We start from the raw sequence: 15,766 nt of genomic DNA on the forward strand, positions 1-15,766 counted from the left end.
CATGGCGACCATGTTGCCGAGATGGCGCCGGGCTTTGGCGTAATCGCGAAATCGCCGGGCGCGCCCTATGCGATCATTTCAGACCCGGAACGCAAATTCTACGGCACGCAATTCCATCCGGAAGTCGTGCACACGGTGCATGGGCGTGAATTGCTGCGCAATTTCACGCATGGCGTCGCGGGCCTGAAGGGCGACTGGACAATGGCAGCCTACCGGGCCGAAGCCATCGAGAAGATCCGTGAGCAGGTCGGCAAGGGCCGGGTGATCTGTGGCCTGTCGGGCGGGGTGGATTCCTCGGTTGCGGCCGTGCTGATCCATGAAGCCATCGGTGACCAGCTGACCTGTGTGTATGTTGACCACGGATTGATGCGGCAGGGCGAGAGCGAGCAGGTGGTGACCCTGTTCCGCGAGCATTACAATATCCCGCTTGTCCATGTGGACGCATCGGACCTGTTCCTCGGCAAGCTGGAAGGCGTCTCGGACCCCGAACGCAAGCGCAAGATCATTGGCGGCCTGTTCATTGATGTGTTCGATGAAGAAGCCAAGAAGATCGGCGGCGCGGATTTCCTCGCGCAGGGCACGCTCTATCCGGACGTGATCGAAAGCGTTTCAGCCATTGGCGGGCCGAGCGTGACGATCAAGAGCCACCACAATGTTGGCGGCCTTCCGGAACGCATGAACATGAAACTGGTCGAGCCGCTGCGTGAGTTGTTCAAGGATGAAGTGCGCGCGCTGGGCCGTGAGTTGGGCTTGCCGGAGAGCTTTATCGGGCGGCATCCATTCCCCGGACCGGGTCTCGCGATCCGCATTCCCGGCGAGATCACGCGCGAGAAGGCCGACACGCTGCGCAAGGCGGACGCGATCTATATCGACGAGATCCGCAAGGCGGGACTGTACGACGAAATCTGGCAGGCCTTCAGCGTTTTGCTGCCGGTCAACACGGTCGGCGTGATGGGGGACGAACGCACCTATGAGGCTGTGCTGGCCCTGCGCGCGGTGACCTCGACCGATGGTATGACGGCGGACTATTATCCGTACGAGCACGACTTCCTCGGCCGCGTCGCGACCCGCATCATCAATGAGGTAAAAGGCGTCAACCGCGTCGTCTATGACGTGACCAGCAAGCCGCCCGGCACCATCGAGTGGGAATGATTCCGCGTCTCTCGCGGACTATCGCGAACGATCAATAAATTCAACAAATACAATAGCTTGATACCGATTTTCGTTCGGTGTCTATCGCCTTCTATCGCGGGCCAACGGAACATTCTGACGGTATCGCCTGACGGTATACAAATTGCCTCTTCCTGCCTAAAGTCAAAATACCGTCAGCCCATTTTGGCGGCCTGACGGTATTTTTTCGGCATAACGCATTGAAAAATAAGTTTTTTGTTGTGGAAAATTGGCCATTTCGGCCTGACGGTAAAATTGGTGGGAAGGAGGCGCAACATGCTGACCGATATTGCAATCAAGTCTTTGAAATCAAAGGATAAACCCTACAAGGTCGCAGACCGGGACGGTCTCTATGTGTCCGTCGCGCCGACGGGCACCAAGACCTTCCGCTACGATTACCGTGTGAACGGGCGCCGGGAGACGCTGACCATCGGGCGTTATGGCAAGTACGGGATCACGCTGGCGGCTGCGCGCGAGAAGCTGATCGATGCGAAGAAGCTCGTGGATGAGGGTGTCTCACCCGCCAAGGAAAAGAAGCGGGCCAAGGCCAAAGCGAAATCCGAAGGGACGTTCGGGGAGCTTGCTCAGCGCTGGCTCGCTGAGAGCGAGATGTCGGACTCGACCCGCGACATGCGTCGTCACATTGTCGATCGTGACCTGATCCCGGCGCTGGGCAATTACACCTTGCGCGAAGTGACGAGCGAGGACGTCCGTCAGCTCTGCGACAAGATCAAGAAGCGGGGCGCGCCTTCAACGGCGCTGCACGCCCGCGAGTTCATCAAGCTCATCTACGCCTTCGCCAATTTGCACGGCATCCGTGTCGAGAATCCCGCCGAGGAGGTCGATCCCCGGTCGATCGCGCGTGTCCGGCCCCGCGACCGCTCGCTCACGCCGCTGGAGATCCGGGTCCTCTATCGCGTGCTCGAAGAGATCACCGCCAATCCGACGCTGAAGCTCGGCGTGAAATTCATCCTGCTGACGATGAAGCGCAAGACCGAGGTCGCCCATGCGACATGGGATGAAGTCAGTTTCCAGGATGCGGTCTGGACCATCCCGAAGAAGCGGATGAAGACCGGCCTCGACCACAATGTCTATCTGTCGAACCAGGCGCTCGATATTCTGGTGGCGCTTAAAACCTGCGCAGGCGGATCGAAATACGTCTTCCCGTCGCGCTATGACACGTTTCGCCCGATATCGAATGCGACCTTCAACCGGATCACCGACAGCGCCCACAAGCTGGCAAGCGAGATGGAGCTTCCGCTGGAGCCTTTCACCGTCCACGACCTGCGGCGCACGGGCTCGACGCTCCTGAATGAGCTTGGTTTCAATCGCGACTGGATCGAAAAAAGCCTCGCGCACGAAGACCGGCGCTCTTCGCGTGGGGTCTACAACAAGGCCGAATATGCAGACCAGCGCCGCCACATGATGCAGGAATGGGCCGACATGATCGATGCCTGGGCTGCGGGTGAAAGCCGCAAGCCGAACATCATCCCGGAGAGCATGGCGGTCTACGCCGCTGATCCGAGGGTGGGGTGATCGTCACTTCCGGTTCGGGCGCAGAAGGAGTCTTTACGACCGGCATGAAGCGTAGGCCAAAGCTGACGTTTGCGATTGCGGCGCGAAGCAGCGCTGATGGCGCCAAACGGCCAATCGTGGATCCCAGGTCAGATTGGATGAATGTCGTGGACAATCCCATGTTGCAACACATCGGTCTAAGTAGGAAGGTGTAACTATGGGGGGCACCGTGGACATCAAAGACATTTTCCCGCCGCCTGGTCACGTGCAGCGCTTGAGGTGCTCTGACTGCGACGGTTGGCTCGATCTCGCTTATGCTGACTTCGACGAAACTGTGTCAGGGGCGCGGATAGCCATCAAAGGGCTGCCCGTACTTCGGTGTTCTACGTGCGAGAAGGACTATCTTCCGGACCGATCGCGCATCTCGATCATCCGGCTGCACGAGCAGTGCGTGTCCAAGGTATCCGCCGGTGTCACCGTAACGCGTAGGAAGCTTGAAGACCGCTACCCCTTCACGGACGTGCCGTTCCAGTATGATGCGGACGACTACGAATACCTGCCTGGCCTTCGCGGGCAGGGGGACGGTTTTCTCACACTTGTGTTCTTCAAGAGAGGGGTCTTGCTGAAATACGACACGGCGTCGGGCTATCGCCTGACGTTTGCGTCTCGGACGTACGGCACGATCACCACGGACGAAGACAACCAGATAAGCTTTGGCATCAACCGAAATGGCCGCGTCGTGATGTGGCTCGGCGACATCGCGACATTGCCCGTGCCGGAACAGTATTACCTGCTGTCTGAAAACGTGGAATCGGATCACTCCATCGGCAGCGAATTCTACGATGGACAGATCGACTGCATATTTTCCGATCCAACACCGGAAAACGACCTACTCGCGGCAAGGACGGACTTCCTCGAAGCTGCCAGGATGCATTTTGGAGCGACGCTCGCCCACCTTGAAGCCGAAGTGGTGGCGATCGCCCTCGACTTTGCGAGGCCGCTCACAGACAGCGTGAAGAACCAACAGCATGCGGCGGACGCGCTCAACAAGATCCACGTCGAATCTCTGGATACACAGGCCATCGGGAAGTTGCTGAGCGCGGCCGGAGGCGATCCCAAAGGCCTTGGCGGCCTGAAGCGCCTGCAGACACTACTTGAAACGCTTCCCGGCAGTTCCGCAATTTCGAATCTCATGCTGCCGCTCTTCGTGACCTACGATCTCCGGGTGGCAAACCTGCATCTCACATCTACGGGGACGGCGTCGGACAAGATGGACGATATCACGAGCCGCCTTGGTCTCCCGGCCGCCGCGCCGTTCTTTGATGTCTACGACGCGCTGGTGAAGCAGCTTGCGGCGGCTTATCGCGGGTTGCAGGAGCTCCTCACCCCGTAGCTGCAAGAGGCGGTGGCTGATCTTTCGCGGCCTCTAGTCCAAGACGGGGCCAAGCGATGCACTGTGCCTTCGTCAGCTGCTTGTTCAACTCATCCTGCGGTGGGCGGCTCGGAAGATGCTTTGGCGGTGTCGCAGTCAATACGACTTAACGATTGGATGTCTGCTAACGGGCGCGCTGCCTACGAAACGCAGCATTGTCCGCAATGAGGGATATTTGAGACAGTTCACCGCATTCGATAATCCGGATGCGGTCCGCAGCCTTCGCGACCCTTGCGCCTTTGGGCGTCGATCCACTCCAGCACTTCGGCGAGGGGCCAGACGACGCATCGGGGTGTCAGGTAGAACCGCTGCGGAAATTCGCCCTTCTGTTCGAGTTCGTAGATCGTCGTATCGGAGAGCGGCACAAGCTTGCGAAGCTCCGGCCGCCTGACGGTTCGGCGCCTGAAGATGTCGGCGGGCGTGATCCGTTCAGGATCGGTTGAAGTGACCGGAGCAGGGGCCTTTGGCGGCGGGTTCAGGTCCCGCGCGAAATCCCTAAGCCCTGTGCGCCCGCCCTCCTTTACGCGATGCAACATGACGCACTCCGATTACACCGTCTTCGCCCGGTTCCACACCATCACGCCGGTGCCGTCTTTCTCGTTCTCGAAGAAGGCCGCGCGCATGGGGCTGGCAAAGCTCGGGTCGTCGAGTTTGACGGCGAGGTAGGGCGTTTCGCCATCCTTGCTTTCCTGACGCCAGGCAGCGCCGAGTTCGGCCCCGCCGGCATAGAGGCGGAAGTCGGGGGCACCGTCTGAGGCCTTGTCACTGTTGGGAACAAGCTGGGCTTTGACATTGATGGTCATGGTGCGGATGGTGCCGGTATAGCTGCCTTCCTTCAGGGTGAATGTTCCGATCTGTGCCATGGGTTTAGGTCTCCGTGCTGGCGGTTGAATGAAGGGCGCGTCGCGCCCGCTTGAACCCGGCGTCGGACGCCAGGAAGCTCTCGATCATGGCCGGGATCAGCGCTTCGGGCTTTTCCTCCGCGCCGTAGGTCTGGCGGTAGATTTCGGCATAGTCGCTGAGCGCGCTGGCGAGCTCGGGATCGACCGAGAGGCTCATGCGCACCGGGGTGCGGTCGGGTAATTGTCCGAGACGAAGGGTCATCGTGTGGCTCCTTGGGGATGGGGTCTGAGAATGAGATCGCGGGTGACGACCACGCGCACCGGCCAGCCGGGGCGCACGCGGATGGTTGGCTGGATGCCAAGATTGCGCTCGACGACGCGTTGACCGGCCTGGTTGACGGTGTCGGTCGTGCCGCGGCGGATGGCGCGTTCCAGGTCGCCGTCTCCGTCTGCGCCAAGTTCGGCGCCGACGCCGAGAATGGTCGCGAGGCCTGCCGCGAGGAACACGCGGTCCCAGTGGTGATCGGTGCGGTCGGACAACCCCGCAAAGCCCTGCGCGTCAGCACCCGGCGCCGAGATCACGATGGAGGACCCGTCCGGGAAGATGATCCGGTCCCAGGTCACGAGCGCGCGGTCTTGACCGAACGAGACTTCCGACTGATACCGCCCGATAAGGCGCGAGCCCTGCGGGATGAGAAGGTATTGCCCGGTCACGGTGTCATAGACCGGTTGGGTGACCTGCGCGACGATCGTGCCGGGCAGGTCCGAATTGATCCCGGTCACGAGGCTTGCCGGGATCAGCGTGCCCGCCATGACCTGGTAGGGCGAAGCCGGGTCTTCGATGCTGTGAGGGTTGTAGATGTCGCTGTCCGCGCCTTCCCTGGCGAAGGCCAGTTTACGGGACTGGAGATTGGTATCGGCGGGCTGGCCGAACGCTGACGGCGCGCCCTGCGGCAGGGCGGCGAGCGCCAGCAGCTCAGAGCCAAGATCAAGCGCGGGGTCGCGATAAGCGAAGCGGGTGTCGGTGGTGCTTGCGGTACCGCTCTGAGAGTCGAGCCGGAAGAAGACCGGCGCGCGGGCCGCTTCATCGGCAAGCGCGGCCTCGCGCATGCGCCTTGCGCGTTCGGCCTCGTCGGCCGGGTTCGGGCGGAAATCGTCCTCGAAGCGGGTCACATATTCGGGTTCGATGCCAAGCTCGCGTTCAGCCCGCAGCATGGTCGCGCCGAGATCGCCGGAGAGTGGCGGGCCAAGGCGCGCGATGCGGTCTTCCACCGGGGCAATCTCGCTATAGCTTGCCGGGAGGGTGGAGAGGCCTTCGGGCTTGCGTGTGTTCGTGGTGTTGTAGAGCTCGCGCCTTGCATCCGGATCGACGGCGGTTGGTGGCTTCAATGCAATTCTCATGGCGGCGAACAGGCCAAGCACGCCGAGGCCTGCGCCGACCATCAGGACCTTGCGGTTGATCCGCGTAACCGGCTTCGGGCTGGAGCGGATCTTCAGCCGTTCGGCATGCTCGTCGAAGGGAATGGGCTCGGACATGGGCATCAGTTCCCGAACAGGCCAGCCAGAGGCGAACGGCGCTCATTGCGGGAGATGCGGACGACCATCTGGTTTCGTTCGCCGAGCCGCAGTTCCGCCGCACGGAACAGGCGGTCCACGACATAATAATTGCCGCGCACCCGGTAGTTGACGAGTTCCGCGTCACCGTCCGCACCCAGAACAAAGAGCGGCGGCATGTCTGTGGTGGCGATGTCTTCGGGCATCTGGATGAACACCTGACGGCCATCATCGAAGACGCGCACAGGTTTCCAGTCGGGGCTGTCGCCGGAGAGCCGATAATCGAAGTTCAGGCCTTCCAGCGTCAGGCCGCGCTCAATGCTGCCAGCGTCTCTTGCAATGGCGCGTTCATTGCGGGCGGTGAGGCCTGCCAGTTCATCAGCCGGATAGCGCCAGGAGAGCGCGGCCATATAGCCGCCCTCCGTGCTCTCCAGCTCCAGATGATAGGTCCGCCGGTCGGTGGCGATCATCAGATTGGTGCGGATGCCGGAGCTGATCGGTTTGACCAGCACATGGGCGCGGGCCGTCGCGCCCGAACCGGACACCGTGTCCCCCACCACCCAGCGCACCGTGTCACCGGCCGAAACCGAGACGAGTTCCTCGCCCGGCTGCAGGGCGATGTCCGACACCTGGCCGGGGCTGGCATAGAGGCGGTAAAGCGCGCCTTCGGTATAGGGATAGACCTGGATCGCGTTCACATAGCCGTCGACCGAAGGTTCGATCAGGGCGCTGGTGCGACCTTGTCTTATCGCTTCTGCCGGTGAAACCGACGGCGTGCTGACGGTCCTTGTATAGGTCCGTGTCACGCTGCCATCGGGATTGGTGGTGACGCGGGTGCCGATGGGCATCATCTGGCCGGGCAGCGGAAGTGCCACGGCGGTTTCGACAATCTCGACAGGGTAGTCAGCGCGGTCCTCGACAGGCGTCGCGGCGACGAAGGCGCTGGCATCGATGGGGTCGAGTTCCGTCGTGGCGCAGGCTGACAATAGCGCCATGGCAGAAGCGGCGGTGAGGATACGAAGCATGGGGATCATTCTCCTGTAACGAGGTCCTGACCCCAGTTCAGGGCATGGACATAAAGGCCGAGCGGATTGGCGCGCAGGGTCTGCGCATCCGTCGGCGGTTGGGTGATGAGGGTGAAGTTGCCGGTGAACCTTTGGGCGCGAACCAGCGCGCCATTCTCATAGGTCTTCTCGATCCAGCGGGCCTGGAAACTGTCGTCCGAGACGCGCACGACGCTGACGACATCCACCGTGCGGGATTTTCTGCCGACATCGGCGAAGGGATCATTGGTCGAGGCGTATTCATTGAGCGTGGTGGCGGCGCGGTCAGTGACGAAGTCATAGGCGCGCAGCCAGTTTTCGCGCACGACGACCGGATCGACGCTGAGGCCGCGCACGTGCTCGATGAAGTTGGCGAGGTGATGCGCGATCTGCGCATCGGTCGGGGTGTAGCGCTCCGTCGCTGGCGAAACGGCGCGGGCCGCGCCGGTCTCATCGACTTCCACGACATAAGGCGTGACGGTCGATTGCATGCTCCGCCAGACCAGCGCGCCGGAGGTGACGAAGCAGAGCCCGAGACAGCCGAGCGCCATGAGCCGCCAGTTCTTTGCCTGCACGCGGGCGGAGCCGATACGGTCGTCCCAGACCTGTCCGGCCTTCTGGTAAGGCGTTTCAGGGAACGGGCTTGGCCCATAGCTGGAGGAAGATCGCCTGAAAGCCATCGTCTAATCGTCCTTGTCTTTGAGGGTTGGGTTCGCGCCCGAAGCGCCGCGATCGCCGTCGCGGATCGAATGGGCGGCCATTTGGCCTGCCTGTCCCATGCGCTGGCTGGTCTGCATGCGGCGGGCCCAGCCGGGGCTCTGGGATGAGGATGATCCGGAGGCAGAGCTTTGCATGGATGCGGTCTCAGACCCGCCGGTTGCGCGCCAGGCGCCCTGACTGCCGCGTTGGTAGGCCTCGCGCATGGACTGGGCAGGACGGCTTGCAGCGCGGCGCATGGCGTCCCCGCCTGCGCGCGCGACACCGGCAAGGCCGGCGGCGACGCCCGCTGCGCCGGATGCGCCGGAGGCGACAGAGCCCAGCGTATAGGAGGTGCGCGCCGCTCCTGCCATGCTGGCGCCGGCCTTGACGGCGCTTGAAGCACCGCCCGCGACCGCGCCGACAGCGGCGCGGCCGCCCATGCCCGCTACATAGGTCCCGGCAGCGACGCCCGCTGTAGCACCCACTGCTGAGCCTGCGCCGAGCTGCGGAGCGCCGGTGATCAGCCCGCTCGCAATGCCGGGCGCAAAGATGCCCATCCAGAAGAAGACAATCGCAGCCAGCACCGTGCCCATGACCTGCGCCAGCGTCACATCATCGCCGGTGCGGAACGCATCGGTCACCGACGAGAAGAGCGTCGAGCCAATGCCGATAATAACGGCGAGCACCATGAGCTTGATGCCCGAGGTGATGACATTGCCGAGGACACGTTCGGCGAGGAACGTCGTCTTGTTCCAGAGCGCGAAGGGCACGAGCACGAACCCGGCCAGGGTCGTCAGCTTGAACTCCAGGATCGTGATGAAGAGCTGCACGGCGAGCACAAAGAACGCGACCATGATGATCGCCCAGGCCACGAACATGACCGCGATCATGATGAAGTTATGAAAAAACGAAATCGGCCCCAGCATGTCGCTGATCTCTTCGAGCAGCGGCTGACCGGCATCGAGACCGACACTGGCAATGAAGCCGGGGCGCAGGAGATCATCGGCAGTCATCGTCCCGCCGCCAGCGGTCACGCCAAGCTCGGCGAAACTGTCAAAGACGATACCGGCGAGGAGAGAGAAGTTGCCGATGATGAAGGCGAAGAAGCCGACATAGAGCACCTTCTTCAGGAGCCCGGCGATGACGTCCGTGTTCTGGCTTAGCGCCCAGAACAGGCCCGCCAGCGTGATGTCGATGGCGATGAGCGTGGTCGACAAATAAGCGACATCGCCCGCCAGCAGGCCGAACCCGCTGTCAATGTAAGCTATGAAGGTCGCAAGGAAGGTGTCGATCACGTCCATGGCGCGCTATTCTCCGAGGAAGGCCCGGGTGCGTGCGCGACCACGTTCGGCTTCGGCGAGTTGGCGCGCCCGCTCCAGCGCCTCGGCGCGGTAATGGGCCGCCATCATGGCTTCCATTTGCATGAGCTGCTCGGTCTGCAGGGCTTCGATCTGGTTGCCGGCCTGGGCGACCTGGAGATTGCCGACGGCGGACTGGCTGTCCGCGATCAGCCGGTCGAGGCTGTCACTGTCAGCCCGCGCTGTGGAGACGACCTGCGCCGTGACGGTCAGGCTGTCCCTGTAAGCTGTGCGCGATTGCCGCCAGCGGGCGCGGGCCTCTTCGACGAGCACGGCCTGACGCGGCGGCTCGGCGCCATAGTCTTCCGGGTACACCTCTTCATACTCGCGCTCGATTTCCTCGACGCGGTAGCCGATGCCTTCGGCCTCGCGCATCAGCTCCTCGATGCGGCGCATACGGCGCAGGATGTCGTCAGCGATAGAATCCGGCAGTGCTTCCAGATCGCGCGCCATGTTTTCCAGCATTTCGATTTCATGGGTGAGCTGCTGGATCTGCTGGTTGACCTCCTGAAGCGAGCGGATGGCCTGGTAGATGTTCTGGATGTGATTGGCCGGGTCATACACCGTCCATTGGGCCGAAGCGGGCGGCGCGATGAGGATGGAGAGCGGCGCGGCGCAGATCAAAGCGGAGGCAAGTATGCGTTTCATCGGGGGCTCCTATTCGGCGGCGAGGATGTGGGAGGGATTGAAGGGCGCGTGCGCCTCAGGCTCCGGCGCATGGCCGGGCCAGCGGGTGAGAAGCTCGGCTGCCCAGGGCAGGCCCTTTTCGATCAGCCAGCAGGCGGAAAAGCCGTCGCCTTCCGTCTCGGCCCAGATGCGATCCATGCGGGCCTGGTCTTCGGGCGATGACGCGCCGCAGACGGACAATGCAATCGGCCCGAGGCCAAGATCGAAGACACGGGCCCCGAGGGGCGACTGGTAGTAATAGTCGCGCTTCGGTGTGGCCCTGCTGATCAGTTCGATCTGGCGCGCGTTGAGGCCGAACCGCTGATAGGTCTCGCGGGATTGTGGTTCCTGCGCGCGCTCGTTCGGCAGGAAGATGCGCGTGGGGCAGGATTCGACGAGGGCTGGCGCGATGGTGCTGTTCGCAATGTCGGCAAGGCTTTGCGTCGCGAACACGACGGACACGTTCTTCTTGCGAAGGGTCTTCAGCCATTCACGGATGCGCGCGGCAAACATGGGATCATCGAGGAAGAGCCAGGCTTCATCGAGGATGAGCAGTGTTGGCCTGCCATCAAACCGCGCTTCCAGCCGGTGGAAGAGATAGGTGATCACAGGCGCCACGGCGCCTTTCGCATGCATCAGCTCTTCCATCTCGAAGCAGACTGTGTCGGCGAGCGCGAGGCTTTCATGGTCGGCATCGAGGAGCCGTCCGTGCGGACCTTCCAGCGTGAACGGATGCAGCGCGGATTTGAGCGTGTCGTCCTGCAGCATCAGGCTGAGGCCTGTCAGCGTGCGTTCGGGTTCAGGCGCTGAGCTGAGAGACTGGATCGCTTCCCAGAGCTTTGCCTTGAGGTCCGGCGTCATCGCGACGCCTTCATTGGTGCAAAGACCCGCGAGCCAGTCGGCGGCAAAGCTTGCGCCATGTTCGGTGTCGATATCTTTCAGCGGCTGGAGACTTGGCGCGCGGGCACCGCCGAGATCGATATGTGCACCGCCCATGCAGAGCGTCGCGGCGCGGGCCGAGCGGCCCTTGTCGAACAGGAAGACCTGCGCCCCCTCATAGCGCTTCCATTGCAGGGCTAAGAGCGAGAGCAGAACAGACTTGCCCGCGCCGGTCGGGCCGACGACCAGCGTATGGCCGACATCGCCAATATGCAGGTTCAGGCGGAACGGTGTCGTGCCATCGGTCTGCGCCTGAATGAGCGCCGGGGCGTTGTGGTGACGATTGGTGTCTTCGCCCGCCCAGACGGCCGAGAGCGGCACCATATGGGCAAGGTTCAGCGTGTGCAGAATGGGCTGGCGGACATTGGCATAAGGATGACCGGGCAATGAGCCGAGCCAGGCATCGACCGCGTTCAGTGTTTCCCTGATCGCGGTGAAACCGCGGCCATTCACGATGCGCTCGGCAATTCGGATATGTTCGTCCACCGTGCGGCGGTCGGGGTCAGCAACGGTGATGGTGGTCGTGACATAGCCGTAGGAAACGAGATCACTGCCCAGTTCCTGCAGCGCCGCATCGGCGTCAGCGGCCTTATTGTCAGCGTCATTGTCGACGAGCGCCGCCTGCTCATTGAACATGGTCTCACGCAGCACCGCGCCGATGGATTTGCGCTTGGCGAACCAGTGGCGGCGTTTCTTGCCGAGGACTTTCTCGGCTTCGGCCTTGTCCATCGCGATGAACCGGGTCGCCCAACGATAGGCAAAGCCTTGACGGTTCAGCTCGTCGAGAATGCCCGGCAGGGTCGTGGCCGGAAAGCCGAGAATGGTCAGCGTGCGCAAATGCGCCTCACCAATCATCGGTTCGAGCCCGCCCGCGAAGGGCTCATCGGCGAGAATGGCGTCGAGGAAGACCGGCAGTTCCGGCGTCACGACCGGGTGGCGCTTGGTTGAGATCGTCGAGTGCAGATAAGTCAGCGTCTCGTCGTCAGAGAGCTTCGCAATCTCGGCGAGGCAGGTGGCCAACAGATCAAAGACGCGGTCAGCGTGCTGCTGGAAGGTCTCAAGCCTATGCCGCCAGGTCGCGGCGTCTTCCGTTTCGACACGCTGGATCAGGGCCTTCTCGGCGCGGCCGGTGGCATCGGCGGGCGGCAGCCAGAGCAGGGTCAGATAATACGAACTCTCAAACCGGGTTCCGGCTTCTTCCGCCTGTAATGACCGTTCCTGATCGGTGAGCCAGGTCAGCGCATCGGGAAACTCCGCCTCCGGATAGTCATGCACTTCATGGCGCTGGGCTTCGAAGAAGAGGGCCCAGCCCGAGCCGAACCGGCGCAGCACATTATTGACCCGCGCCATGACGGAGACGAGTTCTTCTTCCGTCGAACTTTCGAGGTCAGGGCCGCGATAGCGGAACGTCGTCTGGAAGCTGCCATCCTTGTTGAGGACAACGCCCGGCGCCACGATGCAGGCCCAGGGCAGATAGTCGGCCAGAAGCGTCGGCGCGTCGGCATATTCTCTGAGGTTCAGCATGTCAGATGCTCCTTGTGGCGCGTCGAGCGGCCTGCGACGGCCATGAAATCCGGATCAGACCGCGCCATGAATACCGCTGCCGAATGCCCCACCGCCCAGAGCACAAGGCCCGGTATCCAGAGCTGGAGGCCGAGGCCGACAGCAGCCGCGAGGGTCCCGATGGCGATGGCGGCGGTTCTTGGCGCGCCCGCCATCAGGATTGGCTCGGTCAGGGACCGGTGGAGCGGGATTTCATAGCCGTCGGCAGACATCAGATGAGCGCTCCGCCGCCGAACGAGAAGAAGGTCAGGAAGAAGCTTGTCGCGGCAAACGCGATCGAAAGCCCGAACACGATCTGGATCAGCTTGCGCATGCCGCCCGAGGTCTCACCAAAGGCCAGCGTCAGGCCGGTAATCGTGATGATGATCACCGCGACGATGCGCGCGACCGGTCCCTCGATCGAGGTCAGGATCTGATCGAGCGGGCCTTCCCAGGGCATGCCGGAGCCTGCCGCATGGGCGGGACCGGCGATCATCAGGCCGAGGCCGATACAGGCCGCGACCTGCACCGTTCGGTTTACGGTCTGGAGGTGGGTGTAGAGGGTCATTGGGTTTCTCCATGTTGGACGAGGGACAGGGAACGGGAGACGAGCGGGGCGGTCTGATACCCCTCGCCGTCAAAACCTGTGACTCGCAGCGCCTCTTCGACGCGGCGCTGGCCGCCCGCGCGGCTCATGAACACGACCACGTCAATCGCCTCTGCGATGAGGTCGAAGGGCGCGCGCGGTGTGGCTTCCAGGGTGAGCTGTTCAAGCCGGGTTAGCGCGCCGTGTGCGGAGTTGGCATGAAGCGTCGTGATCCCGCCCGGATGGCCGGTGTTCCAGGCCTTGAGGAGGTCGAGCGCTTCAGGCCCCCGGACCTCGCCGACAATGATCCGGTCGGGTCGTAGCCTTAAGGTCGAGCGGACAAGGTCCTGCAGGCTGGTGCTGCCGCGATGGGTGCGCAGCTGCACCACATTGGGCGCGGCGCAGCGCAGCTCGCGCGTGTCTTCCAGGATGACAATGCGGTCGTTTTGGAGTGAGGGTTCTGCCAGCAAGGCATTGGTGAACGTCGTCTTGCCGGACGATGTGCCGCCCGCGATGAGGATGTTGGCCTTGCTGGCGATAGCGTCTCTGAGCGCCTGTGCCAGCGCCGGAGCCAAGGCGCCCTGGGTGACATAGTCGCCGAGTTCGAACGGCGTCGTCGCGGGCTTGCGGATCGAAAAGCATGGGCTGGTCGAGACAGGTGGGAGAAGCCCTTCAAACCGCTCGCCGCTGCCGGGGAGTTCGGCCGAGACGATCGGGGACTTGGCGTGAGCGGCCTCTTCCACCCCGGAGGCGACCAGGCGGATAACGCGCTCGCGGTCGCAAGGGGCAAGTGTGTGCTGCGAAATGATGACGCCCACGCCAGCCTTCTCGATCCAGACCGAGCCGTCCGGATTGGCCATCACCTCGATCGTGTCCGGCGCTTCCAGCGCCTCACGCACCACCGGGCAGAAGGCCGTGCGCAGCATGGTGCTGCGCCGGGTTTCTGTTTCGGTATGGTGCGCATGAAGGGACATATCCCAGGGCTCCGACTGTTCATTTCAACAAAGCCAAGGATCGCAGACGGATGAATTCTACGGGAGTGTGAATGGCGGCAAATGGAGGCCGAACGCGGCGCAAGGCGGCGCGTTCCGGCATATTGCGGTAAAGGATGACAAATGCGCTTTTCTGTAGAGTTTGCGGCAGTTTTTCGTGTCACAAGCGAAACGAAAAAGGGTCGTTGTTTAGACGCAAAGCAATTAGAACACTGTTTTCAGACATCTTAATTGAGGTCGTCAGAGAGAAGCGCCAAACAAGCGTTGGCACACTTCTTGCCGGAATTCTCGTAAGAAGGGAGTTCAACCATGAAAACATTCACACTCGAAACAGACGCATTCACCGCAAAGTATGATTATTTGTGGCGGCTCTCGGAGGATCGCTGGGCCTGGGAATATGCCCGTCGCAGCAATAAGGTTCGCCGCTACGCGGAAAGCCGCACGCCGGACGACATTTCCGAGATGCAGGCGCCCTGCGCCAGCATCCGCCTCCTGAAATCCCGCGTGCCTCAGACCATGGCCGAACGGCTCGGCTTTGCCTTTATGCCCGATCCTGCAAAGAACGGATTCGAGGCCGATGTCGTCTGGACCCGGCTTGCCTATCCCGATCAGGTCGAGGTCAATTGCAGCTCGCTTCGCCCCGGCCAGACCTGCGATATCTGGGAGCGCACCGTACCGATCTGCAACATCACCCACATCACCGATTCCATCGGTCGCGAATTCCTGCTGATCCGCGGCAAGGGCTGCGTCGTCCAGGTGCGCTGCACAGGTCTCTCCCTTCTCGGGATGGAGCCAGTGAGGATGAACCTCACCATTTCTGATCTTGATGCCTTCGAGCGCAAGGTGAAGGCCCAGAAAGCCGCGCTTGCGCTGATCGGCGATGGGCCGGACCTGACAGAGCCGCGCTGGACCAAACGAACGGCGATGCTGCGCAATGGCCTCATCGCGCTGGACTGTCTGGAAGCCGGCCTCAATCGCCGCGAAATCGCAGAAGTGATCTTTGGCAAGGACCGCGTGGCCGAGGACTGGAATGGACCGTCGCTGAAACACAGCATGCGTTACCTCATCCTGAAAGCCGAAGCGCTGCGCGATGGCGGCTATCTCGTCGAACTCCTCGGGTCGCAGTTCGGGATCACGAAGACCGCCGCCTGATCAGGGCGTTCAGCGGCACGGAGTCTTTTGCGGCCTGCCCGCGCCTTTGGCGCGGGGCTGTTCGCCCGGCTGTAGGGGCCGTTGAGAGGCATCGGGGCGGTCCGGGGTGATCGCCGACCTTCGCCCGGCGCTCGCCCCGGAGCCGCAGGAGCCATCCTACGCCGACCGGCCCGGCGAGGCTCAATGAGGGTCCGGTTGTTCGTCTAAAGAACGTGGTGCTGGGCCTCGCCGGCTGACCGCGCGCCCGCGCTTCCCACTGGCTGGCGCCAGAGGGGT

16 protein-coding genes are annotated in these 15,766 nt (G+C 62.5%); 4 read left to right on the plus strand and 12 right to left on the minus strand.

Annotation, left to right across the window (positions count from 1 at the left end):
* The 3 genes from guaA to B2344_RS07145 form a co-directional block, all read left to right on the plus strand.
* Window positions 1-1,152 (plus strand): glutamine-hydrolyzing GMP synthase (gene guaA, locus B2344_RS07135; protein WP_290484915.1); only part of this gene is annotated, 1,152 nt, incomplete at its 5' end.
* Window positions 1,153-1,446: 294 nt separating this feature from the next.
* Entirely contained in the window at window positions 1,447-2,706 is a 1,260-nt protein-coding gene (locus B2344_RS07140) for a tyrosine-type recombinase/integrase (protein ID WP_034763719.1), read from the plus strand.
* Between the two features lie 196 nt (window positions 2,707-2,902).
* Complete coding sequence (locus B2344_RS07145; protein WP_290484916.1) at window positions 2,903-4,078, plus strand: hypothetical protein; 1,176 nt, start codon at window positions 2,903-2,905, stop codon at window positions 4,076-4,078.
* 224 nt (window positions 4,079-4,302) lie between these two features.
* On the opposite strand, the gene B2344_RS07150 is transcribed toward B2344_RS07145, so the two are convergent.
* The 12 genes from B2344_RS07150 to trbB are packed head-to-tail and all read right to left on the minus strand — an operon-like array spanning window position 4,303 to window position 14,320.
* Entirely contained in the window at window positions 4,303-4,653 is a 351-nt protein-coding gene (locus tag B2344_RS07150) for a helix-turn-helix transcriptional regulator (RefSeq protein WP_081812989.1), read from the minus strand.
* Window positions 4,654-4,665: 12 nt separating this feature from the next.
* Window positions 4,666-4,980: a DUF736 domain-containing protein gene (locus B2344_RS07155; RefSeq protein WP_034763723.1), complete on the minus strand. Its 315-nt coding sequence runs from the start codon at window positions 4,978-4,980 to the stop codon at window positions 4,666-4,668.
* A 4-nt stretch (window positions 4,981-4,984) separates the two neighbouring features.
* Window positions 4,985-5,221 (minus strand): DUF2274 domain-containing protein, encoded by a 237-nt coding sequence (locus B2344_RS07160; protein WP_034763727.1) that lies wholly within the window; start codon window positions 5,219-5,221, stop codon window positions 4,985-4,987.
* Complete coding sequence (locus tag B2344_RS07165) at window positions 5,218-6,495, minus strand: TrbI/VirB10 family protein (RefSeq protein WP_290484917.1); 1,278 nt, start codon at window positions 6,493-6,495, stop codon at window positions 5,218-5,220. The genes B2344_RS07160 and B2344_RS07165 overlap by 4 nt, the downstream gene beginning before the upstream one ends.
* A 5-nt stretch (window positions 6,496-6,500) precedes the next feature.
* Window positions 6,501-7,538, minus strand: coding sequence for a P-type conjugative transfer protein TrbG (gene trbG, locus B2344_RS07170; RefSeq protein ID WP_290482716.1), 1,038 nt, complete (start codon window positions 7,536-7,538; stop codon window positions 6,501-6,503).
* A 5-nt stretch (window positions 7,539-7,543) separates the two neighbouring features.
* Window positions 7,544-8,236, minus strand: a complete 693-nt coding sequence (gene trbF / locus B2344_RS07175; protein WP_119376329.1) for a conjugal transfer protein TrbF — start codon at window positions 8,234-8,236, stop codon at window positions 7,544-7,546.
* Between the two features lie 3 nt (window positions 8,237-8,239).
* Window positions 8,240-9,556, minus strand: a complete 1,317-nt coding sequence (gene trbL, locus B2344_RS07180) for a P-type conjugative transfer protein TrbL (RefSeq protein ID WP_119376328.1) — start codon at window positions 9,554-9,556, stop codon at window positions 8,240-8,242.
* A 6-nt stretch (window positions 9,557-9,562) separates the two neighbouring features.
* The gene (gene trbJ, locus B2344_RS07185; protein WP_034763738.1) at window positions 9,563-10,261 is read right to left on the minus strand and encodes a P-type conjugative transfer protein TrbJ; all 699 of its coding nucleotides are present in this window, start codon (window positions 10,259-10,261) and stop codon (window positions 9,563-9,565) included.
* Window positions 10,262-10,270: 9 nt separating this feature from the next.
* Window positions 10,271-12,742, minus strand: a complete 2,472-nt coding sequence (gene trbE / locus B2344_RS07190; protein ID WP_034763743.1) for a conjugal transfer protein TrbE — start codon at window positions 12,740-12,742, stop codon at window positions 10,271-10,273.
* Window positions 12,736-12,993: a VirB3 family type IV secretion system protein gene (locus B2344_RS07195; protein WP_034763746.1), complete on the minus strand. Its 258-nt coding sequence runs from the start codon at window positions 12,991-12,993 to the stop codon at window positions 12,736-12,738. Before B2344_RS07195 ends, trbE begins: the two co-directional genes overlap by 7 nt.
* Window positions 12,993-13,328 (minus strand): TrbC/VirB2 family protein, encoded by a 336-nt coding sequence (locus B2344_RS07200; RefSeq protein WP_034763748.1) that lies wholly within the window; start codon window positions 13,326-13,328, stop codon window positions 12,993-12,995. Before B2344_RS07200 ends, B2344_RS07195 begins: the two co-directional genes overlap by 1 nt.
* The gene (gene trbB / locus B2344_RS07205) at window positions 13,325-14,320 is read right to left on the minus strand and encodes a P-type conjugative transfer ATPase TrbB (protein ID WP_034763750.1); all 996 of its coding nucleotides are present in this window, start codon (window positions 14,318-14,320) and stop codon (window positions 13,325-13,327) included. Before trbB ends, B2344_RS07200 begins: the two co-directional genes overlap by 4 nt.
* A 327-nt stretch (window positions 14,321-14,647) precedes the next feature.
* Here trbB and B2344_RS07210 point away from each other — a divergent pair, with 327 nt between their 5' ends.
* Window positions 14,648-15,490 (plus strand): DNA -binding domain-containing protein, encoded by an 843-nt coding sequence (locus tag B2344_RS07210; protein WP_034763753.1) that lies wholly within the window; start codon window positions 14,648-14,650, stop codon window positions 15,488-15,490.
* The last annotated feature ends 276 nt before the right edge of the window (window positions 15,491-15,766 follow it).

Source organism: Hyphomonas sp. UBA3195 (assembly GCF_002366485.1).
GTDB lineage: Bacteria > Pseudomonadota > Alphaproteobacteria > Caulobacterales > Hyphomonadaceae > Hyphomonas.

Bases quoted from the DNA above. Each gene is read 5' to 3' on its own strand.
- B2344_RS07140 (WP_034763719.1), top strand. From the start codon at position 1,447: ATGCTGACCGATATTGCAATCAAGTCTTTGAAATCAAAGGATAAACCC.
- B2344_RS07145 (WP_290484916.1), top strand. From the start codon at position 2,903: ATGGGGGGCACCGTGGACATCAAAGACATTTTCCCGCCGCCTGGTCAC.
- B2344_RS07150 (WP_081812989.1), bottom strand. From the start codon at position 4,653: ATGTTGCATCGCGTAAAGGAGGGCGGGCGCACAGGGCTTAGGGATTTC.
- B2344_RS07155 (WP_034763723.1), bottom strand. From the start codon at position 4,980: ATGGCACAGATCGGAACATTCACCCTGAAGGAAGGCAGCTATACCGGC.
- B2344_RS07160 (WP_034763727.1), bottom strand. From the start codon at position 5,221: ATGACCCTTCGTCTCGGACAATTACCCGACCGCACCCCGGTGCGCATG.
- B2344_RS07165 (WP_290484917.1), bottom strand. From the start codon at position 6,495: ATGTCCGAGCCCATTCCCTTCGACGAGCATGCCGAACGGCTGAAGATC.
- trbG (WP_290482716.1), bottom strand. From the start codon at position 7,538: ATGCTTCGTATCCTCACCGCCGCTTCTGCCATGGCGCTATTGTCAGCC.
- trbF (WP_119376329.1), bottom strand. From the start codon at position 8,236: ATGGCTTTCAGGCGATCTTCCTCCAGCTATGGGCCAAGCCCGTTCCCT.
- trbL (WP_119376328.1), bottom strand. From the start codon at position 9,556: ATGGACGTGATCGACACCTTCCTTGCGACCTTCATAGCTTACATTGAC.
- trbJ (WP_034763738.1), bottom strand. From the start codon at position 10,261: ATGAAACGCATACTTGCCTCCGCTTTGATCTGCGCCGCGCCGCTCTCC.
- trbE (WP_034763743.1), bottom strand. From the start codon at position 12,742: ATGCTGAACCTCAGAGAATATGCCGACGCGCCGACGCTTCTGGCCGAC.
- B2344_RS07195 (WP_034763746.1), bottom strand. From the start codon at position 12,993: ATGTCTGCCGACGGCTATGAAATCCCGCTCCACCGGTCCCTGACCGAG.
- B2344_RS07200 (WP_034763748.1), bottom strand. From the start codon at position 13,328: ATGACCCTCTACACCCACCTCCAGACCGTAAACCGAACGGTGCAGGTC.
- trbB (WP_034763750.1), bottom strand. From the start codon at position 14,320: ATGTCCCTTCATGCGCACCATACCGAAACAGAAACCCGGCGCAGCACC.
- B2344_RS07210 (WP_034763753.1), top strand. From the start codon at position 14,648: ATGAAAACATTCACACTCGAAACAGACGCATTCACCGCAAAGTATGAT.